We start from the raw sequence: 23,538 nt of genomic DNA on the forward strand, positions 1-23,538 counted from the left end.
TGTCGATGTGTCCGAATGGTGATCGATTGTCTTCTACCGACTTACGGACTCGACGGGTATCAGGGGCGTAACGTCAGCTGATGGTAAACGTCTCGGAGTAGACAGCCGCCGCCCGGAAGGTAGGTGTGATCCCTATGTCCACTGGTGCCGCCAAGAGGCCGTCCTCATCGGCAGTCGGAGAAGCCCACGTGGCCAAGGTCATCGGGGTCACCGTGGCCGCTGCGGTCGGTGGGTTCCTGTTCGGTTTCGACAGCTCGGTGGTCAACGGCGCCGTCAATTCCATCGGCGACCACTTCGAGCTGAACCACTTCATGCAGGGCTTCGCGGTCGCGATCGCCCTACTTGGATGTGCGCTCGGTGCCTGGTTCGCCGGCCGGCTGGCGGACATCTGGGGTCGCAAGAAGGTGATGCTGCTCGGCTCGGCGTTGTTCATCGCGTCAGCGATCGGAACAGGTCTGGCATGGTCATTGCCGGACCTGTTGGTCTGGCGTGTGATCGGCGGCCTCGGGATCGGCATCGCGTCGGTGATCGCCCCGGCCTACATCGCGGAGATCGCCCCGGCTCGCTACCGCGGTGCACTCGGGTCGTTGCAGCAGTTGGCGATCACGATGGGCATTTTTGTCGCGCTGCTCTCGGACGCGCTGATCGCCGACGGAGCCGGTGGTGCCTCGAACGACCTGTGGTTCGGTATCGAGGCCTGGCGATGGATGTTCATCGTCGGTGTGATCCCGGCCCTCGTCTACGGCCTGTTGGCACTGCTCATCCCGGAATCACCCCGTTATCTGGTGGGTAGCAATCTCGATGAAGAGGCCGCGCGCATCCTCACCGAGGTGACGGGGGAGCCGGACCCACTGTCCCGGGTCAAAGAGATCCGGTTGACCCTCAAACGCGAATCGACGGTGTCCATCAAGGACATTCGCGGTCCGTCCTTCGGCCTGCATCCACTGGTGTGGGTGGGTATCTGGATTGCCGTGTTGCAGCAGTTCGTCGGGATCAACGCGATCTTCTACTACTCGACAACGCTGTGGCAGTCGGTGGGATTCAGTGAGAGCGAGTCATTCCGGACGTCGGTGATCACCGCGGTGATCAACGTGGTGATGACCTTCGGGGCGATCATGTTCGTCGACCGGATCGGCAGACGGCAACTATTGCTGATCGGCTCTGTTGGCATGTTCATCGGACTGGTGCTGGCGTGTGTGGCATTCACGCAGCAGATCGGTACCGGCGACGACATCTCGCTGCCCGACCCATGGGGTGTGGTCGCCCTGATCGGTGCGAACCTGTTCGTGGTGGCGTTCGCGGCCACCTGGGGTCCGGTGATGTGGGTGATGCTCGGGGAGATGTTCCCCAACCGCATCCGGGGCGTGGCACTGGGTGTCTGCACGGGCGTCAACTGGCTTGCCAACTTCACCATCTCGCTGCTCTTCCCCGAACTCAACAGCATGCTGGGCCTGGCGTGGATCTACGGGTTCTTCGCCTTCTGTGCCCTCGTCTCCTGGTTCTACGTGCACTACAAGGTGCCCGAAACCAAGGGGATGGAGCTCGAGGACATGGATTCACTCGGAGAGGTGGAGGCAGCCATCAAACAACAGAAGAAGGCACATTAGCGCCGCCCGGGCGTGAGTTCATCTGGCGGCGTGGGCGCGTCGGCTGACACTGTCCAGGCCGTCCAGGAGCAACATCTGCGCCGCGAAGTATGTCGAGAGAACCAATGCCTCGCCGACCGCGCGGAGACCGTCCCTTTTGCGCAGCAGATACCGACGATTCATCAGGATCGCATCGGAGGCCATGAACGTGATACCGCCGGCTGCCAGTCGCCGTGTCGGGTCAGTGGAATCCCCGCCGGTGAGCACCGGATCGGCCGCCGTCGCCGCCATGGTTGCCAAGGTGGCGCCGTATGTTCCCAAGACCGGCAGCAGTCGGGGCGCGTTGAAAAGCAGCAGGGTGGTGACCTCGTTCATCAGCCCGAAGCGCGCGAGCAGTCGGCGTTTGTCCGGCCGGGCTCCGTGGCGGGTGAGCAGACCGAGGTAGGACAGATGTGCGAGCCCGAACATCGTTGCGCCGGTCTGGATCTGCCGATCCTTCTCGGGACCGGTGGCGAACTCTTCGCGGTACATGAAGTAATCGCCCGCAGCAGACGTGGCGATCGCGGCGGTCAGCAGTGCGTTGTCGACCCCGGACCGCTCCCGTGCACCCCGCGCCATCCCCACGGCGAGCGCGGCCAGGGCAGCGGGCTTGGCGACGGCCACACCGGGCCGCCACTGCGCGGCGCCGGCGGCCGAAACCGCCAGCGTCGCAGCGACGAACAGTTTGCGCTCCGGGCGCTCCCAGGCCGGTAGACGCATGTGATCGCTACCGGGCGAACAGTGACGTCACGAAGGCCGACGCGTCAGGCAACGCGGCCGCTGCTGTTCCTTGTCCGTCCACCGGGTAGGTGCGGATGGTTGTCGACTGGCTCGACGTCTCCACCCGGCCCAGGAACTCGAGGGTGTACGGCAGGATCACCTGGGTATCGAGCAGCCCCTGGCCGAAGAACACCGGTTTGACGTACCCGGTGTCGGGCACTCCGAGATAGGCCTCGACGATCGGACGCAGATTCGGGATCGAGTGCACCGGCCGGCTGAACAATGCGTTCAAACTCGTTGACGCCACGGCGCTTTGCAGCTCGGCCGAACACATGGTGACCGCTTTGTCGGCCAGCGATCTGCCCTCCGCGGTCAGGTACGAGTCGAGGTTGAGCTCGGGATGAGACCCACGGATACCGGCGATGGCGTACAGCACCTCGGCGGTCAGGTCGGAAGGCAGCGGCACCGGGATGAAGTCGGGACCGGCATTGAGGACGAGTTCCCCGAGGTTGGCCGGAACGCTGGTGACGGTGGCACCGCGGAAATCGAGGTCCGGACCCTGGATCTGCGCTGCGCTGCGGGCGGTGGCCAGCGCGGCGGTTGCGCCGCTGCCGTTCCCGTTCACCACCCACTGATCCGAGAGGTCCCCGGTGATGTCGTGGGCAGCCTTCACGGCATCAACGATGTTGTGTGCCTTGATGGTTGTCTGGAGGTCGGGGAGTGCGCCCTCGACGCCGAGTCCGGCGTAGTCGGAGGCGACGACCGCGTAGCCCTTCCGCAGCCATGGCGTGATGTCGTTCCAGTGGGCCGACGATTCGGTTTTGCCCGACCACGACGGCGCGCACTTGTCTGCCAATCCAACGGTGTCGTGGGCCCAGGCCACCACCGGCCAGCCACCCTCGGGTGCTTCACCGCGGGGGAGGTAGACAGCGGCACTGCTCAACTCGGTGCGGTCGGTGGCGGCGTTCGTCCAATAGGTGAAGCGGTCGGCTGATCCCGCGCCGGTCACCCAACGATCATCGGGCAGACCGATATTGGCAAACACTTTGCCTGCGGTTCCGCCCGTCGGAACCGGGTCCGCGGTTGCGATGCCGGTGCCGCCGAGGCCGCCGGCGACCACGGCGGCCAGTGCGGTGGCGGTCAGGCTGCGAATACCGATCCGGCGTAGTGCTTGCTTGTGAACACTCTTCATGACTACTACTCCTACCAAGGTCCGCGTACGCGGACTAAACCTGCGTGATCCCGATCATCGGGAGGAAGAAACAATTTCGGTCACCGTTCTCCACGGTGCCGAATACAGCGGAAAGCACTGTGCCATTGCCGGTCTCGACCGGTGCCAGTCGTGAACCCGGCAGGCTGAAGGCATCGACCAGCGGCGTCAGGATCTTCGTGAGTTCTGCACGCGCAGTTTCGGCCACGGGGTTGGTGCCGGGGATCTGTTCGAGGATCTTGTCGACGACGGTGGTGCCCACCGGGGCCATGTCCTTGAAGCCACCCTGCAGGGTGTTGACGTTGAACCAGGCGACCTGCATGCCGGTGCCCTTGCCGTCGGCGGTGATGCCGGACGGGAAGAAGCCGAACAGCGTTTCTCCGTCGCCGACGAGTTCTGGAGTGAAGCCGGGGAAGAGCGTTTTGACGAGGGCCGGGACCGACACCCCGGGGACGACATACGGGCCGGGCGCAGCCCCGCCGACGGCAGGCACGAGTCCGAACGGGTTGTCCGCGGTTGCCTCGACGCAGTTGAACGCAACGGTCGGGTTGATGAAGGACTGGATGCCCAATTTGCGCAGTGCCTCATCGGCTGCGGCCAGCGATCCGAGGAGGTCGGTGGCGTCGGCGGCCGGCGTCGCCGCGGGATCGGTCGCCGGGGTGGACTCGATCTGTGTCGTCCCGCCCAGGAGTGCCTTCGCGGCGGCCAGGGCGGCGGGATCACCCGCTGTCTTTCCGAGCGCGGCGATCGCGGCCTTCAACGCGTCGTCGCCCGGGATCTGCTTGGGTGCGGTCAGCGAGGCCGAGTCCGGGGCGACCGGTTCTGCGACGGCAACGGCAGGGGATAGCAGGGCGGCGGACGCGACGACCGCCAGTGCGGCGGCGCTGCGACGAATCAGCGTTGAGCTGGGCATGGATCTCCTTGGACAGACGCGGGGACGCACCTGTTACGTCTGTGACAGGTGTGACCAATGGTGCTCTTGTTACACAAGATCATGGCGCGGGAGCTCAGTGCAAGTTGCGAGTTCAACCTGTGATGCAACCGCGACCGTTCCGGTGTTCGGCTGTGCATCAACAGATCTGGGATTCCGGCGCAATGTGATGCGCAACAAAAAACAGGCGCCGACCCGAAGGTCGACGCCTGCTGTGGAGAGCCGGTGGTCAGACGACGGCCAGTCCGACCGTGGGGACGATCGTGCAGCTCACGGTCTTGTCCTCGGTCTTGGTGGTCACGTTGCCGTAGATTGCCGAAATGACGCGACCCTGACCGGTTTTCACGATCGTGGTGAAGGTGCCGGGTCCGTCGGCGGCGTTGATCTTGTCGTTGCGGCGCAGGTTCTGCTGGCCGGTCGCACCGGTGTCGATGTTGACCCAGGCCACGGTCAGCGGTGCGGCATCGTTGTTCAGTGCCGGTCCGGTGCCGAGGCTGGTGTAGACGTATCCGGCCTCGCCCTTCTTGGGGCCCGGGGCCGGAGCCTGCTGCGGTCCGGCGGTCACCAATGCCGAGCCGATGGAGTTGCCACCGGGGATACATCCCTGACCGATGGTCGGGTAGAGGAACTGCTGGATGACCGGTGCACCCGGGCCGGACGGGATGTCCGGGCCGCCGCCGCCGGAGCCGTCGAGGAAGCTGACGACCTTGTCCCAGATCGCGGCGAGTTCCGGCGGGAGCGCCGAATCTGCCGCGAGCACCTTGGCGTTGGAGAGCAGGCTGGCGTCGACCTTGCCGTCGGCTCCGGGGGTGGCGGCCGACCCGATGATCGCGGGCACGAACGCACCGAGGGACTGCAGGGTCGGCTGATCGATCTCGAGGTTGGCGGGAATGGGAGGGAACGCGGCTTCGTCGGCAGATGCGACAGCGGGCAGTGTCAGCGCTGCGGTGGCGGCGATGGCAACGGCCGTCACTGCGCGGCGGACATTCCGGCCTTTCGCGGCCTTGTGGAAGCGCCCGCGGTTACGGTCTGCCTGCTGATTCAAAAGCACTGTTCTTGGTGTCCCATCTCGCGTTGAGCCCGACTGATGACGGCTCGACATGTCTATCGCCGTGCTGACGGTAACCGTTTCAATCCCCTGCCGCCAGTAGCGGCAGTGCGGAGGCGCACGGTTCGCCGTCGCCCTGGAACCGTACCGTGTTACTAGAGTGAACAGTGTTTCTGGTGATGCAATTGTTATGTCACGTTGAGGCCACGAAGATAGGGGTGAGCCGGATCCGAAAGGTGCTGTTCGGGCGATCGACGTGATCGTCGCGCTCCGACTCCGGGCGGCCGCCCTGGGCCTGCTTAGATTCACGATGACGGAACGAACACGCGTTGTACGGAACCAACCGGCTGTTCTCACTGCCCGAACACCACCTGGAGGGTCGATGCTTCGACGATCACAGCTCGCCGCGGCACTCGTCGCGCTCTCGATCGGGGCCGGTGTTCTGACGGCCTGCGGCGATTCCGGCTCGTCGGACGACGTCGTCCTGCTCACCCACGATTCCTTCGCGCTGCCGGATGAATTGCTGGCGTCGTTCGAAGACGAGACCGGACTGACCCTCAAGGTGGTCAGGGAAGCGGACGCCGGTCAATTGTCGTCGTCGATCGCCCTCACCGCCGGTTCGCCCCGCGGCGACGTCGTCTACGGCATCGACAACACCTTCGCCTCCCGGGTTCTGGGCGCCGATGCCATCGAGCCCTATACGAGTCCGGACAACAACCTCGGCCCGCAGGAATATGCGCTCGGTGAACCCGATCGGCTGACCGCGATCGACCGCGGCGACGTGTGCGTGAACGTCGACACCGAATGGTTCACCGAACGCGATCTCGCACCGCCGGCGAACTTCGAAGAGCTGACCGACCCCCGGTACAAGGGGCTGACCGTGGTGATGGACCCGGCCACCTCGTCGCCCGGTACGGCATTTCTGCTCGCCACGATCGCCGCCTATCCGGGAGACGATGCGTGGGAAGGATATTGGGAGCGCCTACGCGCCAACGGCGTGAGTGTGGCCCCGGGGTGGACCGAGGCGTACAACCAGGAGTTCACCGCGGGTGAGGGTCAGGGCAGCAAGCCCATCGTGGTCTCGTACGCGTCGTCGCCGGCCTTCCTGCCGACCACCAAGGCCCTGTTGAACACGTGCTTCGCGCAGATCGAATACGCCGGGGTCCTGCGTGGAGCCGAGAACGTCGAAGGCGCCCAGCAGGTGGTCGACTTCCTGCTCAGTGAACCGGTGCAGGCCGCGCTGCCCGAATCGATGTATGTGTACCCGGTCCGCACCGGGACGCCACTGCCTGCCGACTGGGCGCAGTTCGCGCCGCAGCCCGAGTCCGCGGTGACGATGCCGCTGGAGGTCATCGCCGAGAACCGGGAAGCCTGGCAGCAGGAGTGGCGCACCGTCATGGGCCGCTGACCCCGGTGCCCACTCGCGCAACCATCCGGCGCCCACCCACCCGGTGGGGGTCCGGCACATCCCTGGTGGCCGCCGCGGGCGTAGTGCCGTTGCTGTTCGTCGGGGTGATGTTCGGCTGGCCGTTGGTGGCCCTGGCCGTCCGCGCGTTCGGGGATGGCTCCGGCATCGACGTGATCGCATTGCTCGACGACGCCAATGCCGCACATCTGTTGTGGTTCACCGTGGCCCAGGCCGCGGCCAGCACGGTGCTCACCCTGATCGTCGGCCTGCCGGTGGCGTGGGTCCTGGCCAACTTCGAACTGCGAGGTGCGCTGGCGCTTCGGGTGATCGTCACCATTCCCTTCGTGTTGCCCACCGTCGTGGTCGGTGTCGCGTTCACCGCGCTGCTCGGTGAGCGTGGCCCGCTGGGTTGGCTCGGCATCGGATCGTCGGTGTGGGCGATCTTGTTGGCGCACATGTTCTTCAACATCGCGGTTGTGGTGCGGACCGTCGGTTCGGTCTGGGGCCAACTCGACCCGCGTGCCGAACAGGCCGCCCGGACGCTGGGCGCGGACCGTTGGCACGTGCTGCGCACCGTCACCGCACCCGCCCTGGCCCCGGCGATCGCGTCGGCGGCGTCGGTGGTGTTCCTGTTCTGCGCCACCAGCTTCGGTGTGGTCCTCATCCTCGGCGGCGGCCGGTACGACACCATCGAGACCGAGATCTACCGGCAGGCGATCGGGTTCTTCAAACTGCCTGCCGCCGTGGCCCTGTCGATGATCCAGATCCTGGTGGTCGCGGTGGTGGTCGCCATCAGCGCGGTGCTGGGCCGCCGGGCTCGGGGAGCCGGGGCGCCCCGGCGACGCCGCCGACCGCAAGGAGCGCAGCGCGTGGTCGTCGGGGCCATCGTGGCGTTCGTACTGGTGATCTTGCTGGCCCCGCCGGCGGTCCTGGTCTGGCGATCGCTGCGGCCCACGGTCGGCGGAAGCTGGAACCTGGACGGCTATCGGGCGCTGGCGGAGCCGATCAACGGTGAAACCCCTTGGGAAACAATGCAATACTCGTTGGTCAGTGCATTCTGGGCGACCCTGATCGCACTGGTGCTCGGTCTGCTCGGCGCACTGGCCATCTCTCGCGCGCGCGGCGTGTTCGGCGGTGTCGCCACCGGGATCGCGATGCTCCCGCTGGGTGTGAGCGCGGTGACGGTCGGTCTGGGATACCTGGTGATCCTGACGTCGATGCCGCGTGAGGTCGCGACCTCCCCGGCTGTTGTCCCCGCCGTGCAGGCGCTGATCGCGACACCACTGGTGATTCGCATCCTCGTGCCGGCGATGGGCCTGGTCGACCCCCGGCTGCGTCAGGCGGTGGCCACGCTCGGCGCCGGCCCACTGCGGGTCTGGTGGACCGTCGACCTCCCGATCATCAAGCGAGCACTGTGCGCGGCGACCGGCTTCGCCTTTGTGATCGCGATCGGCGAGTTCGGTGCGACCAGCTTTGTGGCCCGGCCCGACACCACCACGGTGCCGGTGCTGATCGGCACGTCCCTCTCGCGCCCGGGAGCAGGTAACTTCGGCACTGCAATGGCCTGTTCGGTGATGATGCTGGTGGTGACCGCGGTGGTGGTGGCCCTGATCGAGGTGGTCCGGCGGGACGAGGGAGGTGAGTTCTAGATGCTCGAATTGTCCTCCATCACAGTCGGTTACGGGTCTGAGATGGTCCTGACCGATCTGGATCTGGCGATCGGGACGCAGGGAGCGACCATCACGGCGCTGCTCGGCCCGTCGGGATGTGGCAAGTCGACACTGATCCGCGCCATCGCGGGGCTCGAACCGCTGTCCGCGGGAACGATCACCTTCGACGGCGTCGACCTCGCCCCGAGCCCGACCCATCGCCGCGACTTCGGCGTGGTGTTCCAGGACGGTCAGCTGCTGCCCGGCCGCACCGTTGCCGACAATGTCGGATACGGGCTGCGGGTCCGGCGCTGGCGCAAGCCCGACATCACCCGTCGGGTGGCGGAACTGCTCGACCTGGTCGACCTGCCCGGTCTCGGCGACCGGAAGGTGACCGAGTTGTCCGGCGGCCAGCAACAGCGGGTCGCGCTGGCCCGGGCGCTGGCTCCACGACCGCGACTGCTGCTCCTGGACGAGCCGCTGTCCGCACTCGACCGGCAACTTCGTGATCGCCTGGCGCTGCAGATCGCGGAGATCATCGGCGCCACCGGCACTCCGACGATCGTGGTCACCCATGACCATTCCGAGGCCGCGATGATGGCCGACCGGATCGCGGTGATGGACCACGGCCGGATCGTCCAGGACGATCATCCCGAAAAGCTTTGGCGGGCACCGCGGACCGAGCGGATCGCGCAGTTCATCGGTTGCACGACCATCTGCGGAGCCGACATCTCCGCGGGTGTTCTGCACAGCCCACTCGGCCGGGTTTCCGTCGACCTGCCCGACGGTGGGGTTCGGATCGGACTGCGTCCGGAGGCGGTTGTGGCCACGCCGGTCGCAGACGGGTCGAGCGGTGTCGTCGGTACCGTCCGCCATGTCGCATCACTGCCCGAAGGTGCCCGGGTGCGGCTGGCGGTCGCCGGTATGGAGGTCGATGCGGTCGGTGATCGACGGCTCGGCGTCGGAGACGAGGCCTCGATCACGCTGGATCGCAGCCGGATCGCCATCATCTCCGATCCACCCGTCGAGTCGGCGAGGGCGAAGGGCGAGGGAGCGGTGGGCCGGGATGCGTGAGGTCGTGGCCGGTGCGGTCATCAGCGAAGGACGACTGCTGCTGGCTCAGCGCACGTATCCGGTGGAGGTGGCGGGACTGTGGGAACTGCCCGGCGGCAAGGTCGAGCCGGGGGAGACCAGGGCTCAGGCGCTCGGGCGTGAACTCGGCGAGGAGCTCGGGATCACGGTGGCGGTGGCCGACCAGATCGGACAGCCGGTACCGCTACGGCCGGATCTGGTGTTGGTTGCGATGGCCGCGGAATTGCTCACCGGCCGGCCGCATCCGCGCGAACACTCCGGAGTCCGCTGGGTGGATGCCGACGACCTCCGCCGGATGGCCGGCGCCGGGGAACTGGTGCCTGCCGATGCCGTGTGGCTCGACGACCTCACCGCGCTGCTCGCCAACCCGGCCCGAAGGTGATCTGAGTCTCAGGCGGCGCGCGACCGCACCTTCTTGAGGGCCTTGGTCAGCTCTTTGTTCGACATCCCGGCAGAGGAGTACTTCTGCATCTTGTGGATCACCACTGGGCAGCGAAGGCAACGGGTTGAACTGCGGCAACACTTTTTCTTCGGCTTCATGTCGCAGACGTCAGCCGCCTTCTTCTTGCCCATGTATCCGCCTTCCAACAGGTCTCGCACCTAGTGGAAAGTTAGGTTAGCAGCACCTTAATTTGCGGGTTACGGCGCATGTGACGCCGCTCTCATTGCCGGAGCACGTATCCTTGAGTGGTTTGAGCACCAGGCTCGACCGTTTTGACATGCCCACTTCACGTCCGGAGAACTTCAGTGACTTCTGCCCCCAATTTCCGCAACGTTGCGATCGTTGCGCACGTCGACCACGGGAAAACGACCCTGGTCGATGCGATGCTGCGGCAATCGGGAGTGTTCGAGGAACGCGCGGAACTCGTCGACCGGGTCATGGACTCGGGCGACCTCGAGCGCGAGAAGGGCATCACCATTCTCGCGAAGAACACCGCAGTGCACCGTCGCCAGCCCGACGGCACCGAGGTTGTCATCAACGTCATCGACACCCCCGGCCACGCCGACTTCGGTGGTGAGGTCGAGCGCGGCCTGTCGATGGTCGACGGCGTCGTGTTGCTGGTCGATGCCTCTGAAGGCCCGCTGCCGCAGACCCGTTTCGTGCTGCGCAAGGCGCTCGCCGCCTCGCTGCCCGTGATCCTCGTGGTCAACAAGACCGACCGCCCCGACGCCCGCATCGCCGAGGTCGTCGAAGAGAGCCACGACCTGCTGCTCGACCTGGCGTCGGATGTCGACGACGAGGCTGCTGCGGCCGCCGAGCTCGCCCTCGATCTGCCGGTCCTCTACGCCTCGGGTCGCGCGGGTGTCGCCAGCACCGTGGCCCCCGAGAACGGCCAGGTCCCGGACGCCGAGAACCTCGACGCCCTGTTCGACGTGCTGCTGTCGTACGTGCCCGCCCCCAAGGGTGACCTCGACGCACCGCTGCAGGCCCACGTCACCAACCTCGACGCCTCGGCGTTCCTCGGCCGCCTCGCGCTGGTCCGTCTCTACGCCGGCACCCTGAAGAAGGGCCAGACCGTGGCCTGGCTGCGTGAGGTCAACGGCGAGCCCGTCACCGAGCGCGCCAAGATCACCGAGCTCCTCGTCACGGTCGGTGTCGCGCGGACGCCCGCCGAGACCGCCGTCGCCGGCGACATCGTCGCCGTGGCCGGAATGCCGGACATCATGATCGGCGACACCCTCACCGACGTCGACCACCCGGTCGCGCTGCCGCGGATCACGGTCGACGAGCCGGCCATCTCGGTGACGATCGGCACCAACACCTCGCCGCTGGTCGGCCGCGTCAAGGGTCACAAGCTCACCTCGCGCATGGTCAAGGACCGCCTCGACAGCGAGCTGATCGGTAACGTCTCACTGCGCGTCCTCGACATCGGTCGCCCGGACGCCTGGGAGGTCCAGGGCCGTGGTGAGCTCGCGCTCGCCATCCTCGTCGAGCAGATGCGCCGCGAAGGCTTCGAGTTGACCGTCGGCAAGCCGCAGGTGGTCACCAAGCAGGTCGACGGCAAGCTGCACGAGCCGTTCGAGCACCTGACCATCGACGTCCCCGAGGAGTACCTCGGCGCGGTCACGCAGCTGCTGGCCGCTCGTAAGGGCCGCATGGGCGACATGGCCAACCACGGAAGTGGCTGGGTCCGCATGGAGTTCGTCGTTCCCTCGCGAGGTCTGATCGGTTTCCGTACCGACTTCCTCACCGAAACCCGCGGAACCGGCATCGCCAACGCCGTGTTCGAGGGCTACGGCCCGTGGGCAGGAGAGATCCGGGCGCGTCACACCGGTTCGCTGGTCTCCGACCGCGCGGGAACGGTCACCCCGTTCGCGATGATCCAGCTCGCCGACCGTGGAACGTTCTTCGTCGAGCCCGGCGCCGACACCTACGAGGGCATGGTCGTGGGCATCAACCCGCGGATGGAAGACCTCGACATCAACGTCACCAAGGAGAAGAAGCTGACCAATATGCGTCAGTCCTCCGCCGACGTGATGGAGACCCTGGCCAAGCCCATCAAGCTCGAGCTCGAAGCCGCGATGGAGTTCTGTACCGACGACGAGTGTGTCGAGGTCACCCCCGAGGTGGTCCGGGTGCGCAAGGTCAATCTCGACTCCAACACCCGCGCCCGCGAGCGCTCCAAGGCGAAGTCTCGTAACCAGGGTGTGAGCTAGAAGGGACGCAATCGGCGGTCGTCACCGACCGCCGATTGCCGACTGATCGTGACCGGCGGACAGAGGAATCGAGTTTTGGGTAGACGATGGACCACCGCGACTCCGATGGCCGCGGTCGTGCTGTCCTGCCTGCTGTTGCTGACAGCATGCGTCGCTGATCCACCGCCGGCGGTGCAGCAGACGAACTCGGTGCCGCCGGAGCCCGCCGAGCCCTCGGGCCGGGTGCTGTACGTGGCAACCGACTCGATCGGCAACGGTTTCAATCCACATCTGGCCGCCGACCAGTCCGCGGTCACCACTGCGGTGGCCGCGATGACGTTGCCGAGTTCGTTCCGGCCGACCGCCCAGGACGGCCGCGTCACGTGGCTGATGGACGAGGCGCTGCTGACCAGCGCCGAGGTCTCGGGCACCGACCCGTTCGCGGTGACCTACAAGATCCACGAGGACGCGCAGTGGTCGGACGGATTGCCGATCACCGCAGAGGATTTCGTCTATCTCTGGCAGCAGATGTCCCGGCAGCCCAACGTGACCGCCCCCGCGGGCTACCGCATGATCACCGACGTCCGCAGCTCGGCGGGCGGCAAAGAGGTCACCGCGACGTTCGCCGCGCCCTACCCGGCGTGGCGTGAGCTGTTCAACGACCTGCTGCCCTCGCACGTCCTCAAGGGGGCACCCGGGGGTTTCCAGACCGGCATGGACAGCGGATTCCCGGCTTCGGGCGGTCCGTTCACGATCAGCGGTATCGACCACAGTCGTGACGAGGTCCGGCTGATCCGCAACGACCGGTTCTGGCTGACCCCGGCAGGCGTCGATCGGGTCACCCTGCGCCGCGGGGGAACCACCAGCCAACTGGCAGATTCCATGCGATCCGGCGATACCCGGGTCGTGTCGGTCAGCGCAGGCGAGGCGCTCGGCGCCACCCTCGGCAGCATCGGTGGGGTCATGACCGGTCGCGTCGCGCAGTCCCGGACCCTGGGCATGACGGTCAACACCCGCACGGAATCGATGTCGAACATCGACCTGCGCCGGGCCGTTCTGGGAACCATCGACACCGCTCTGGTGACCTTTGCCGCCGCCGACGACACCGAGGTGCTCCCGGACACCAACTCCGTGTACGCCCCGTCCGATCCGGGCTACTACCCGGTGCCGCGTCCGGCTCTGACGCCCGAACAGATCGAAGGGTGGCTGGTCGCCGCCGGTTACCGGCGCGGTCCGGCGACACCGGCACCCGCTCCGCCCACGTCGTCCGGCGCGCCGAGCACCACTGCGGTCCCCACCACCACGACAACCCCCGTCGACGGGACGTCCACGACCGCGCCGAGCGATCTGCCGACGTTGCCCGCCGGCACACAGCCGGTCGATCAGGAGGACGGGCAGCCGCTGGTGATCCGGGTCGGTTCGGTCACCGGAGATCTCCGCACGGGTGCGGCGGCGGCCAACATCGTCGATCAGCTGAACCGCGCAGGTATCCGTGCCACCAGCGTGGCGATGTCGACCGCCGACCTGTACAGCTCGAGCCTGACCGGACGCGAGGTCGACCTGGTGGTCGGCTGGAGCCGGGCCGGGGAATCACCGGCCACCGCGCTCGCGTCGAACACCGAATGCCTGAGCACCGAAGAATCCACCGAGACGAGTGCATCACCGGACTCGGGTGAGCCGTCGGCGACATCGGCCCCGGAGCCGTCGGCGACGTCGTCACCGGCGCCGACGACATCGGAAACCGAAGAATCCGAACGCAGCGAACCGCGTTACACGAGCAACGTCTCGGGCCTGTGCGACCCCGAACTGCAGGAGATCGCGACCCGCGCCATCTCGGCGGAGGATCCGACCGAGGACCTGCGCATCGCGCAGCGCCTGCTCGACGATCGATCGGTGTATCTGCCGTTCTATCAGGACGTACTGACCAACGCCGTCTCCCCACTTGTCGCCGGCGTCCCGGTCACCGGTCCGGTGCAAACCGGCATCTACGGTGACTCCGCCCTCTGGCGCCAGCAGACCGGCAACTGAAAGCGAAGCCGAAATCCCATGAATCGTTTGTTGCTCGTTCATGCCCATCCGGATGACGAGACCATCACCACCGGCGGCACCATCGCCAAGTACCTCGATGCGGGCGCCGAGGTCACCGTTGTCACCTGCACGCTGGGTGAGGAAGGTGAGGTGATCGGCGACCGATGGAGTGGACTGGTCGCCGACGGCGGTGCCGACCAACTCGGCGGGTACCGGATCATGGAGCTGACCGATGCATTGGCCGAATTGAGCCCCGATCCGTTTGCACCGGTGGAGCCGATGTTCCTCGGTGGCGCCGGACGCTGGCGGGACTCCGGGATGTCGGGGGCGCCATCGAACCATCACGAGCGCGCCTTCATCGCGGCGGGCACCGAGGCGCCCACGCAGGTCCTGGCGGATCTGATCCGGGAGCTGCGCCCGCAGGTCGTCGTCGGATACGACCCGGTGGGCAGCTACGGCCATCCCGATCACATCGGTGTCCACGCCATCAGCCATGCCGCCGTCGAGCTCGCGGCGACCGGTGAACAGGGATGGTCGGTGTCGAAGCTCTACTGGACCGTCACCGAGAAGTCCGCACTCGAGGCAGGTCTCGCGGCGGCGGGCACCCGCATACCGAAGGGCTGGCGGATGCCGGCGCCGGGGGAGTTGCCCAGTCATCCGGATGCGGAGATCACCACCGCCATCGACGTCCGCGAGGTCTACGATCGCAAGGTGCGGGCGCTCAGTGCCCACGCAACGCAGGTGACCGTGTCCGCGTCGGGCACCGAATATGCGCTGTCGAACAACATCATCCAGCCGATATTTGCCGAGGAACACTTCATGCTGGTCGCCGGGGAACAGGGCCCCACCGATGAGTCCGGGCGGGAAACAGACCTCTTCGGTGGTCTGTGATGGCCTCGGCCGTGATGAGCTCAGCTCCGATGCGCTGGGCCCTGCTGGGTCTGCTGTGGGTCGACGGTTTCCTGGTCGGCGTCCTCGCCCTGGCGTTTCTGCCGCTGCACATCGGGTCGGTGCCGTTCCCGATCAGCGCGGTGCTGGCGGCGATCGCCAACTACATCCTGCTGTGGTGCAGCGCCACCCTCGTCGAGGGTGTCGCCCGCTTCGGTGCCCTGATCGCCTTCATGATCGCTTTTTTCGTCTTGGCGGCCGGAGGCCCCGGTGGTGACATCGTGGTGCCGCAGGACCTGACGGTCTTCCTGCTCCTCGGACTCGGTCTGGTGGTCCCGGTGTTCGCCGCGTTCGCCGGCCTGCTGCCCGACCCCGGGTCGGACGCCGCAATCGGTTCGAAGCAGGTGGTGAAGGGGTCGGGGGAATGATCCGTCCCCGATGACGCATTATCTAAGGGGTGACCTCCAAGATCCCCGAAGTTCTCGCTGCCACATCGGATCGGACGCTGCTGCCTGATCCGGCGATGCCGCCGCGCGTCACCGGAGCCACGCAGGCGCGTCCTGACAACGACGCGGTCCGGCAGGTACTGGCCCGGTTGCACGAGGATGTCGCCCTCGACGTCGAGGCGGCCGCGATCTTGCTCGCGGCCCGCGGGGACGAACTGGCCGAGCTCTGCGCGATCGCGGCGGGGATTCGGGACGCCGGACTGATCGCCGAAGGGCGCGAACGTCAGATCACCTACTCGCGCAAGGTATTCATCCCGCTCACGAGGCTGTGCCGGGACCGGTGCCACTACTGCACGTTCGTCACCGTGCCGGGCAAACTGGCCCGCGACGGCCACGGCATGTACCTGGAGATCGAGGAAGTACTCGAGATCGCCCGCAGTGGTGCCGAGATGGGTTGCAAAGAAGCGTTGTTCACGCTCGGCGACCGTCCGGAGGAGCGTTGGCCGGAAGCCCGGCAATGGCTCACCGAGCGTGGGTACACATCGACCTTGGATTATGTTCGGGCCGCGTCGATCCGGGTCCTGGAGGAGACCGGCCTGCTGCCGCATCTCAATCCCGGTGTGATGAGCGCCGACGAGATGGCGCTGCTGAAGCCGGTGGCCCCTTCGATGGGCATGATGCTCGAGACCACCGCGCGTCGGTTGTTCACCGACAAGGGCAATGCGCACTACGGCAGCCCCGACAAGGATCCCGAGGTCCGCAAGCAGGTGCTCGTCGACGCTGGTCGTCTTTCCGTCCCGTTCACCACGGGCATCCTGGTCGGCATCGGGGAGAACCTCACCGAACGGGCCGATTCGCTGATCGAATTGCACAAGGTGCAAAAGACTTTCGGCAATATCCAGGAAGTGATCGTCCAGAACTTCCGGGCCAAACCCGATACCGCGATGCGCGGGGTCGCCGATGCCGAGTTCGACGAGTTCCTGGCCGCGGTGGCCGTGGCCCGGATCATCCTGGGCCCTGCGATGCGGATTCAGGCCCCACCGAACCTGGTGTCGCCGGCCGAATGTGCTGCGCTGGTCGGCGCCGGCGTGGACGACTGGGGCGGGGTCTCGCCATTGACCCCCGACCACGTCAACCCCGAACGGCCCTGGCCGCACCTGGATTCACTGGCCACGATCACCGCCGAGACCGGCTACGTGCTGACCGAACGTGTTGCGGCCCAACCCAGATACGTGCTGGCCGGCGCCCCGTGGATCGATGAGCGGATCAGTCCTCACGTGTGGGCACTGGCCGACCCGGTGACCGGACTGGCTGCCGACGTACTCCCGATCGGCCGCCCCTGGAACGAATCGGGCGAGGGTCGGTACACCGCATGAGGATTCCGCTGCCGCCGGCCAAAGCGCTGTCCGACGACGACGTTGCGCGGATGCTCTATCAGGCCACCGGCGTGATCGATCTGCTCCTCGACGCGGTCGACAGTGACCCGCTCGGCATCAAAGGACGGACGTTCGAGGGTGCCGAGCGTCGGTCCGGCGGACCCGACGACGCGCTGGCCGCCAAGGTCATCGGCGCCATCGACGGACCCCTGGTGTGGGCGGCCGACACCACCGGGCTGCCGGGTACCGCGAAGTGGGCCGACTGGAAGCCTGAGCAACGTCGCGACTGGTGGATCGAGCGGGTCGGGGCCATCACCACCGTCGGAGTGGCATATCCGGGTGTCTTCGGTGCCCTGGTGAACCGTCTGCCGATCCAGACCGTGCTCGGATTCGGTCACCAGGCGATCCTGCTGTGTGCGGTGGCCCGTGCCTACGGCATCGACGACCGCTACCGGCAGACCGATCTGCTGGCCGAGGTGCTGTGCCGCCGGACCCTGAGTTCGCGGACGCTGCTCACCGGTGAGTCCGAAGACGGCGAGAGCAGCGCCGAAAACGACGCGCTGGTGAAACAGATGTGGACCGGCATCGGGAGATCGCGTGCGGTCCTGGGTGAGCTGGGGCGGCGGCCCTCGCCGAAACAGCCGTGGCGCATGCTGTCCGGGCTCCCGCTGGTCGGAGCCCTCGCCAGTTACATCGGGGAGACGGGCGCACTACGCCGGTCGGCCGATGCCGTTGTCCGAGAGGTTGTTTGACTGTCCTAGGCGGAGGTGCCGTCGATGCCGGCGGCGACCAGCGCATCGTAGCCGCCGATCACGTCGGTGGCGCGGTGCAGTCCGAGTAGTTGCAGCGACGCCGCGGCCAGACTCGAGGTGTAGCCCTGCGAACAGATCACGACCCACGGGACGTCGTGGTCGATCGCCTCCGGGATCCGCGCATCGGATGCCGGGTCGAGTCGCCACTCGAGGACGTTGCGCTCGATCACCAGTGCGCCGTCGAACTCACCTTCGGCGGCCCGCTGCGCCGCCGGCCGGATGTCGACGACCAGGGCGCCACCGGCCAGCGCGGCCGGCAGGTCTGATGCGCTGATCCGGTCGAGACCCGAACGGGCCTGGAGTAGAAGATCGTCGATGGTGGCCACGGTGCTCATGCTGCCCCACCGTCGGTGAGAACGGTCTTCGTCCGGCGAAGTGACTGTGCATCGGTCACCTCGTAGTAGGACATGGCCGTCAGAGGCGGGGAGTAGGCGTGGACGCTGAGGGTGGGTTCGCTGGTGACCGGGAGGTTCGGCTTGCGGACCACGTCGTGCACCCAGCCGAGCGGGAATGAGGCCTGATCGCCTTCGTCGAGTGTGCGGGCGCGGAGTTGGTTTCCGGTCCAACGGTATTCGGTCAGGGCGCCGGAGAGCACGGTCAGTGCGCCGAGGGAGCCGGCGTGGTCGTGCAGATCCGTCGACTCGTCCGGGGTCCAGCTGATCAGCCAGAGATCGACATCGTCGTCGTAGTGCAGACGTGTGGCCCACCGGTTCTCGCGATCCCAGCGGCTCGGCAAGAGATGGTCATAGGTGCCGTCGAGCACGTCGGAGGCACTCTGATCCGTCAGACGCAGCAGGTCAGCGGGTCGCAGCCGGGTCGGCAGATGATGGTTGGGTAATCCGGCAGCAGCCGGCCGGGACAGGGTGGAGGTCATGCGGTGGGTACTCCTGGACGTGGTTCGAATGAGGGGAAGAGGTTGCGGTCAGCAACAACACATTCGGTTCCACTGGAGATTCGGTGCCGCGGTCACGCCCACCACAGTGCCCTCGCGACCGTGCTCGGTCCAGATTTACGCGCTCTCTGATTTGAACCGCGCCGTCGACCGTGCCGAAATCACCGTCGAGTGTGCCGAAAACGCAGGGCAGAACTTGCCCGGCGGGCAACTTCGGCACGCTCGACGGCGATAAGGGCACGGTCGACGGGGTGGTGGTGGGGGTCGAGTTTTGACTTGAAATCGGTGTCCCGGATACTGGTGGGTGATAAGCGGGCAGCCGACGTCCATGAGGTCGGAGGGTATGCCCGCTTTTGAGCGCGTACAGCCCACGCGCACTGAACTGATGAGGAGGGGTTGTCGGTGACATACATCATCGCTGAGCCTTGCGTTGACGTCCTGGACAAGGCCTGCGTGGAGGAATGCCCCGTCGACTGCATCTACGAGGGCGAACGGATGCTCTACATCCAGCCCGATGAGTGCGTCGACTGCGGCGCCTGCGAACCGGTGTGTCCGGTCGAGGCGATCTTCTACGAAGACGATGTGCCCGACGAGTGGGAACCCTATGTGAACGCCAACGTCGACTTCTTCGATGATCTGGGTTCGCCGGGCGGTGCCAGCAAACTGGGCAAGGTCGCCTACGACTCGCCGTTCGTGAAGGCTCTGCCCCCGATGAACACCGAGGAATGACAGCCGCATGACGTCGATGCGTGGCCGGACCTCAGTGTCGTCGCGGTTGCCCGAGTTCCCCTGGGACACTCTCGCCGATGCCAAGGAGCGTGCCGCGAGGCATCCCGGCGGCATCGTCGACCTCTCGGTGGGTACCCCGGTCGATCCGGTGGCACCGCTGATTCGTGATGCGTTGTATGAGGCCTCGGATTTCCCGGGCTACCCGGTCACGATCGGTACGGCCACGCTCCGCACGGCGGCCTGTGCATCGTTGGCGCGTCGGCACGGCATCACCGGCCTCGACAACTCGATGATCCTGCCGGTGATCGGCACCAAAGAGGTCATCGCCGGACTGCCCGCCACCCTCGGGATCGGCGCCGGTGACGACGTCGTGATCCCGGAGATCGCTTATCCGACATACGAAGTCGGTGCGTTGCTGGCCGGTGCACGACCGGTTCGGGCCGATTCCCTGACCCAGCTCGGACCGAGCACTCCGGCGCTCATCTATCTGAACTCACCGTCCAACCCCACCGGTAAGGTGCTGCCCGTCGAGCATCTGCGCAAGGTGGTGCAGTGGGCACGTGACCGCGGCACGATCGTGGTTTCCGACGAGTGCTACCTGGGTCTGGCGTGGGATGAAGAGCCGGTGTCGATCCTCGATCCGAGGGTGACCGACGGCGATTTCACCGGGTTGCTGGCGGTTCATTCGTTGTCGAAGACCTCGAATCTGGCCAGCTATCGGGCCGGTTTCCTCGCCGGTGATCCGGCCCTGATCGGTGAACTGCTCGCGGTCCGCAAGCACGCCGGACTGATCGTTCCGTTCCCCGTGCAGGGCGCGATGACGGCGGCGCTGAGCGATGACACCCATACCGCGCAGCAGCGTGAGCGCTACCGGGCGCGACGCGAGGTCCTGCGTGGGGCAGTGGTGGCTGCCGGTCTGCGCATCGACGAATCGGCTGCCGGCCTGTACCTGTGGGCAACCCGTGATGAAGACAGTCGGGCCACCGTCGACTGGCTCGCCGACCGCGGCATCCTGGCGGCGCCGGGTGAGTTCTACGGTCCCCGCGGAACCCGCCATGTGCGGCTGGCGCTCACCGCGACCGACGAGCGGATCGCGGCGGCGGCCGAACGACTGTCCGCCTGACCCCGCCCTTCCCGAATCTGCGGCCACACCCACCTGAATTCACTGCGCCCACCGGCAATTGCCGGTGGGCGCAGCTGATTCAGGTGGGGGGCGATCAGTTGGCGTGCAGGATGGCGTTGAGCTCGATGCCGTCGCCCTTCCAGGGCACGACCTCGACGGCACCGGTGGTGCTGTTGCGGCGGAACAGCAGGTTGCTCTTGCCGGACAGGTCGCGGGCCTTGATGACCGTTCCGTCCGGACCGGTGACCTTGGTGCCTGCGGTGACGTAGAGGCCGGCCTCGATGACGCAGTCGTCGCCCAGGGCGATGCCGCAGCCGGAGTTGGCGCCGAGCAGGCAGCGCTTGCCCAGGGTGATGATCTCTTTGCCGCCACCGGACAGGGTGCCCATGGTGGAGGCGCCGCCACCGACGTCCGAGCCGTCGCCGACGATGACACCGGCCGAGATGCGGCCCTCGATCATCGACGCGCCCAGGGTGCCGGCGTTGAAGTTCACGAAGCCCTCATGCATGACGGTGGTGCCCTCGGCGAGATGGGCTCCGAGCCGGACACGGCCGGCATCGGCGATCCGAACTCCGCTCGGCACAACGTAATCGACCATGCGGGGGAACTTGTCGATGCCGTTCACGGTCACCTGGCCACGGGCCTTGAGCTTGGCGCGGGTCACCTCGAACCCCTCGACGGCGCACGGACCGAAGTTGGTCCACACGACATTCGACAGTTTCCCGAAGACACCGTCCATGTTGAGGCCGTGGGGGATGACCAGCCGGTGCGAGAGCAGGTGCAGACGCAGGTAGGCGTCGTGGGCGTCGGCCGGGGCGTCGGCGAGCACGATCGAGGTGCGGACGGCGACGGTCCGCACGCCACGGTCGGCGTCGGTGCCGACCAGCGAGATCAGTTCGGCGGGGGTCTCGTCGGCGGCGAGCTCGGTGGTCCCGGACGTGGCCTGCTCACCCAACTCGGGTGCGGGATACCAGGTGTCGAGTACTGCGCCCGAGTCGGTGATGGTGGCGATGCCGATTGCGGAGGCTCCAGATGCATTGGTCACCTGCAGAAGTTTACGCGTGGCAGTTTCACCAGGAACAATGCGCGGGTGACATCTACCGTGACCTACGCCGAGCGACGGTCGCGGAAGCGGAAATCTTGCCTGACGGCTGCATGGTTCTGCTCTGGACTCCCGACGGTTTGATCGTGGCGGACCCGGATATTTCGCCGGTGTGACTGCGCACATGTTCCGTGAGTTCCGGGCGGTGACGAACCGGTCACCCGCCGAGTTCGGGGATCAGCCGAGCGCGGCGTAGAAGTCGACGCCGTTGCCGTTCGGGTCGAGGACGCCGGCGTACCGCTGCCCCCAGAAGGCGTCGAACGGTTCGAGTTCGCCGACGTGACCGGCCGAGGTCAGCGCGGCGTATCGGGCGTCGACCTCCGCGGTTCCGGAGCATTCGAAGGCCAGGGAGATGCGCTGCCCACCGGCCGCAGCGGTCCAGCCGGGGTTGAACGTGGCCACGCTGGCCGCGGTGTCGAAGAGGATCCGGAAGCCGCCGGCGGCAGTGGTCTCGGCATGCGGGGCGTCATCGGCGTCATCGGGGAACTCGAGACCGCAGGCGCGATAGAACGCCAGTGTCGCGGCCATGTCGTCGACAACGATGGAGATGGCATTGAGGGTGGGCACGGGTGATGTGGAAGGCGTCATGGCGTCGATGCTATTTGCGACATGGACGATGATGATGAACATTTCGGACATCGGGGGGCTCGTGAGCGTCATCGGTCGGCGACTACGGTGTTCACCGTGACCACCACCGCTCTGGACCTGCATGCCGACCCGATCGACCTGACGGCAGCGCTCGTCGACATCGCCAGTGAGAGCCACGACGAGGTTGCGATCGCCGACGCCGTCGAGGCGGCGCTGCGAGCGCAGACCACCGGTTTCGAGATCGTGCGCCACGGCAACAATGTGCTGGCGCGAACCAACCGCGGTCTCGATCGGCGGGTGATCCTGGCGGGACATCTGGACACCGTGCCCATCGCCGACAACGTGCCGAGCCGGCGCGAACGCGACAGCCCCGAAGGCGATGTGCTCCATGGTTGCGGAACAGTCGACATGAAATCCGGCGACGCGGTTTTCTTGCATCTGGCGGCCACCCTCGACGAACCGACCGCCGATCTCACCCTGGTCTTCTACGACTGCGAGGAGATCGCGGCCAAGTACAACGGACTGGGGTTCATCGAACGCGATCTGCCCGACTGGCTGTCCGGCGATGTCGCGATCCTCGGTGAGCCGACGGCCGGCCAGATCGAGGCAGGCTGCCAGGGCACCTTGCGCGCCCGGCTGACCGCCGCGGGCACCCGAGCGCATTCGGCCCGTTCGTGGTTGGGGGACAACGCCATCCACAAACTCGGCGCGGTGTTGCAGACGATGGCCGACTACACCCCTCGCCGGGTCGACATCGACGGTTGCGAATATCGCGAGGGGCTGTCCGCGGTCCGCATCGACGGCGGCGTCGCCGGAAATGTGGTGCCCGACGCGGCGAGCGTGGACGTCAACTTCCGATTCGCACCGGACCGCTCGGTCGAACAGGCCACCGCGCACGTGCGTGAAGTCTTCGCCGCCGCAATCGATTCCGGTGAGGTCACGTTCGAGATCACCGACGCGGCAGGCGGTGCGCTGCCAGGTCTGTCGAACCCGGCTGCCGCGAAGCTGGTCGACGCGGCCGGTGGCCGGTTCCGGGCGAAGTACGGATGGACCGATGTCTCGAGGTTTTCCGCGCTGGGTATCCCGGCGGTCAATCTGGGCCCCGGCGACCCGAACCTCGCACACAAACGTGACGAGCGGGTGCCCACGGCGCAGATCACCGAGGTGACCGACATCCTGCGGCGGTACCTGCTCGGCTGAGGTCTCCTTGCCTCGGGCTTGCCTGTCGGACGCG

General features: G+C 66.7%; 22 protein-coding genes and 1 pseudogene. 14 read left to right on the forward strand and 9 right to left on the reverse strand.

Annotated features, from left to right (window positions below; all coding sequences use genetic code 11):
* Window positions 1-134 precede the first annotated feature (134 nt).
* Window positions 135-1,607 (forward strand): sugar porter family MFS transporter, encoded by a 1,473-nt coding sequence (locus tag AC51GT_RS00865; protein ID WP_496327572.1) that lies wholly within the window; start codon window positions 135-137, stop codon window positions 1,605-1,607.
* Between the two features lie 18 nt (window positions 1,608-1,625).
* On the opposite strand, the gene AC51GT_RS00870 is transcribed toward AC51GT_RS00865, so the two are convergent.
* The 4 genes from AC51GT_RS00870 to AC51GT_RS00885 form a co-directional block, all read right to left on the reverse strand.
* Window positions 1,626-2,345: a lysoplasmalogenase family protein gene (locus AC51GT_RS00870; RefSeq protein WP_496327573.1), complete on the reverse strand. Its 720-nt coding sequence runs from the start codon at window positions 2,343-2,345 to the stop codon at window positions 1,626-1,628.
* A 7-nt stretch (window positions 2,346-2,352) separates the two neighbouring features.
* Window positions 2,353-3,537: a lipase family protein gene (locus AC51GT_RS00875; RefSeq protein ID WP_496323514.1), complete on the reverse strand. Its 1,185-nt coding sequence runs from the start codon at window positions 3,535-3,537 to the stop codon at window positions 2,353-2,355.
* A gap of 34 nt (window positions 3,538-3,571) precedes the next feature.
* A complete protein-coding gene (locus AC51GT_RS00880; protein ID WP_496323515.1) occupies window positions 3,572-4,468 on the reverse strand; it encodes a hypothetical protein in 897 nt (298 codons plus the stop codon).
* A gap of 247 nt (window positions 4,469-4,715) precedes the next feature.
* Entirely contained in the window at window positions 4,716-5,537 is an 822-nt protein-coding gene (locus AC51GT_RS00885) for an Rv1157c family protein (RefSeq protein ID WP_496323516.1), read from the reverse strand.
* A 379-nt stretch (window positions 5,538-5,916) separates the two neighbouring features.
* On the opposite strand from AC51GT_RS00885, the gene AC51GT_RS00890 reads away from it, so the two are divergent.
* From AC51GT_RS00890 to AC51GT_RS00905, 4 genes are read left to right on the forward strand one after another with little or no spacing between them, the layout of a single operon-like run.
* Window positions 5,917-6,942 carry a thiamine ABC transporter substrate-binding protein gene (locus AC51GT_RS00890; RefSeq protein ID WP_496327574.1) on the forward strand — a complete coding sequence of 342 codons (1,026 nt, stop codon included), beginning with the start codon at window positions 5,917-5,919 and terminating at the stop codon, window positions 6,940-6,942.
* 5 nt (window positions 6,943-6,947) lie between these two features.
* Window positions 6,948-8,591: an ABC transporter permease gene (locus tag AC51GT_RS00895; RefSeq protein ID WP_496327575.1), complete on the forward strand. Its 1,644-nt coding sequence runs from the start codon at window positions 6,948-6,950 to the stop codon at window positions 8,589-8,591.
* Window positions 8,592-9,665, forward strand: a complete 1,074-nt coding sequence (locus AC51GT_RS00900; protein ID WP_496327576.1) for an ABC transporter ATP-binding protein — start codon at window positions 8,592-8,594, stop codon at window positions 9,663-9,665.
* Window positions 9,658-10,065 (forward strand): (deoxy)nucleoside triphosphate pyrophosphohydrolase, encoded by a 408-nt coding sequence (locus tag AC51GT_RS00905; RefSeq protein ID WP_496327577.1) that lies wholly within the window; start codon window positions 9,658-9,660, stop codon window positions 10,063-10,065. Before AC51GT_RS00900 ends, AC51GT_RS00905 begins: the two co-directional genes overlap by 8 nt.
* Before the next feature lie 8 nt (window positions 10,066-10,073).
* Here the strand turns inward: AC51GT_RS00905 and AC51GT_RS00910 are convergent, their stop codons facing one another.
* Window positions 10,074-10,256 carry a hypothetical protein gene (locus tag AC51GT_RS00910; protein ID WP_496324087.1) on the reverse strand — a complete coding sequence of 61 codons (183 nt, stop codon included), beginning with the start codon at window positions 10,254-10,256 and terminating at the stop codon, window positions 10,074-10,076.
* Between the two features lie 174 nt (window positions 10,257-10,430).
* Here AC51GT_RS00910 and typA point away from each other — a divergent pair, with 174 nt between their 5' ends.
* From typA to AC51GT_RS00940, 6 genes and pseudogenes are all read left to right on the forward strand, one after another.
* A complete protein-coding gene (gene typA / locus AC51GT_RS00915) occupies window positions 10,431-12,341 on the forward strand; it encodes a translational GTPase TypA (RefSeq protein ID WP_496323521.1) in 1,911 nt (636 codons plus the stop codon).
* A 105-nt stretch (window positions 12,342-12,446) separates the two neighbouring features.
* Window positions 12,447-14,348, forward strand: coding sequence for an ABC transporter family substrate-binding protein (locus AC51GT_RS00920; protein ID WP_496327990.1), 1,902 nt, complete (start codon window positions 12,447-12,449; stop codon window positions 14,346-14,348).
* Window positions 14,349-14,366: 18 nt separating this feature from the next.
* Complete coding sequence (gene mshB / locus AC51GT_RS00925) at window positions 14,367-15,239, forward strand: N-acetyl-1-D-myo-inositol-2-amino-2-deoxy-alpha-D-glucopyranoside deacetylase (protein WP_496323522.1); 873 nt, start codon at window positions 14,367-14,369, stop codon at window positions 15,237-15,239.
* 14 nt (window positions 15,240-15,253) lie between these two features.
* Window positions 15,254-15,664, forward strand: coding sequence for a hypothetical protein (locus AC51GT_RS00930; protein WP_496327578.1), 411 nt, complete (start codon window positions 15,254-15,256; stop codon window positions 15,662-15,664).
* A gap of 95 nt (window positions 15,665-15,759) precedes the next feature.
* Window positions 15,760-17,040 (forward strand): annotated as a pseudogene (cofG, locus tag AC51GT_RS00935) (7,8-didemethyl-8-hydroxy-5-deazariboflavin synthase CofG); the annotation flags it as partial.
* Between the two features lie 14 nt (window positions 17,041-17,054).
* Window positions 17,055-17,810 carry a hypothetical protein gene (locus AC51GT_RS00940; RefSeq protein ID WP_496323524.1) on the forward strand — a complete coding sequence of 252 codons (756 nt, stop codon included), beginning with the start codon at window positions 17,055-17,057 and terminating at the stop codon, window positions 17,808-17,810.
* Window positions 17,811-17,815: 5 nt separating this feature from the next.
* Here the strand turns inward: AC51GT_RS00940 and AC51GT_RS00945 are convergent, their stop codons facing one another.
* Both AC51GT_RS00945 and AC51GT_RS00950 read right to left on the reverse strand, forming a co-directional pair.
* Complete coding sequence (locus AC51GT_RS00945) at window positions 17,816-18,205, reverse strand: rhodanese-like domain-containing protein (protein WP_496327579.1); 390 nt, start codon at window positions 18,203-18,205, stop codon at window positions 17,816-17,818.
* On the reverse strand, window positions 18,202-18,744 hold the full coding sequence (locus AC51GT_RS00950; protein WP_496323526.1) for a cysteine dioxygenase: 543 nt from the start codon (window positions 18,742-18,744) through the stop codon (window positions 18,202-18,204). The genes AC51GT_RS00945 and AC51GT_RS00950 overlap by 4 nt, the downstream gene beginning before the upstream one ends.
* 420 nt (window positions 18,745-19,164) lie before the next feature.
* Between AC51GT_RS00950 and fdxA the strand changes: the two genes are divergently transcribed.
* Both fdxA and dapC read left to right on the forward strand, forming a co-directional pair.
* Complete coding sequence (fdxA, locus tag AC51GT_RS00955) at window positions 19,165-19,491, forward strand: ferredoxin (protein ID WP_331887121.1); 327 nt, start codon at window positions 19,165-19,167, stop codon at window positions 19,489-19,491.
* Between the two features lie 7 nt (window positions 19,492-19,498).
* Window positions 19,499-20,614 carry a succinyldiaminopimelate transaminase gene (dapC, locus tag AC51GT_RS00960; RefSeq protein WP_496327580.1) on the forward strand — a complete coding sequence of 372 codons (1,116 nt, stop codon included), beginning with the start codon at window positions 19,499-19,501 and terminating at the stop codon, window positions 20,612-20,614.
* A 94-nt stretch (window positions 20,615-20,708) separates the two neighbouring features.
* On the opposite strand, the gene dapD is transcribed toward dapC, so the two are convergent.
* Both dapD and AC51GT_RS00970 read right to left on the reverse strand, forming a co-directional pair.
* Window positions 20,709-21,659: a 2,3,4,5-tetrahydropyridine-2,6-dicarboxylate N-succinyltransferase gene (dapD, locus tag AC51GT_RS00965; protein WP_496327581.1), complete on the reverse strand. Its 951-nt coding sequence runs from the start codon at window positions 21,657-21,659 to the stop codon at window positions 20,709-20,711.
* A 234-nt stretch (window positions 21,660-21,893) separates the two neighbouring features.
* Window positions 21,894-22,304 (reverse strand): VOC family protein, encoded by a 411-nt coding sequence (locus tag AC51GT_RS00970; RefSeq protein ID WP_496327582.1) that lies wholly within the window; start codon window positions 22,302-22,304, stop codon window positions 21,894-21,896.
* Between the two features lie 87 nt (window positions 22,305-22,391).
* Here AC51GT_RS00970 and dapE point away from each other — a divergent pair, with 87 nt between their 5' ends.
* A complete protein-coding gene (gene dapE / locus AC51GT_RS00975) occupies window positions 22,392-23,504 on the forward strand; it encodes a succinyl-diaminopimelate desuccinylase (protein WP_496324089.1) in 1,113 nt (370 codons plus the stop codon).
* Window positions 23,505-23,538 lie beyond the last annotated feature (34 nt).

This window comes from Williamsia sp. z34 (genome assembly GCF_059553395.1).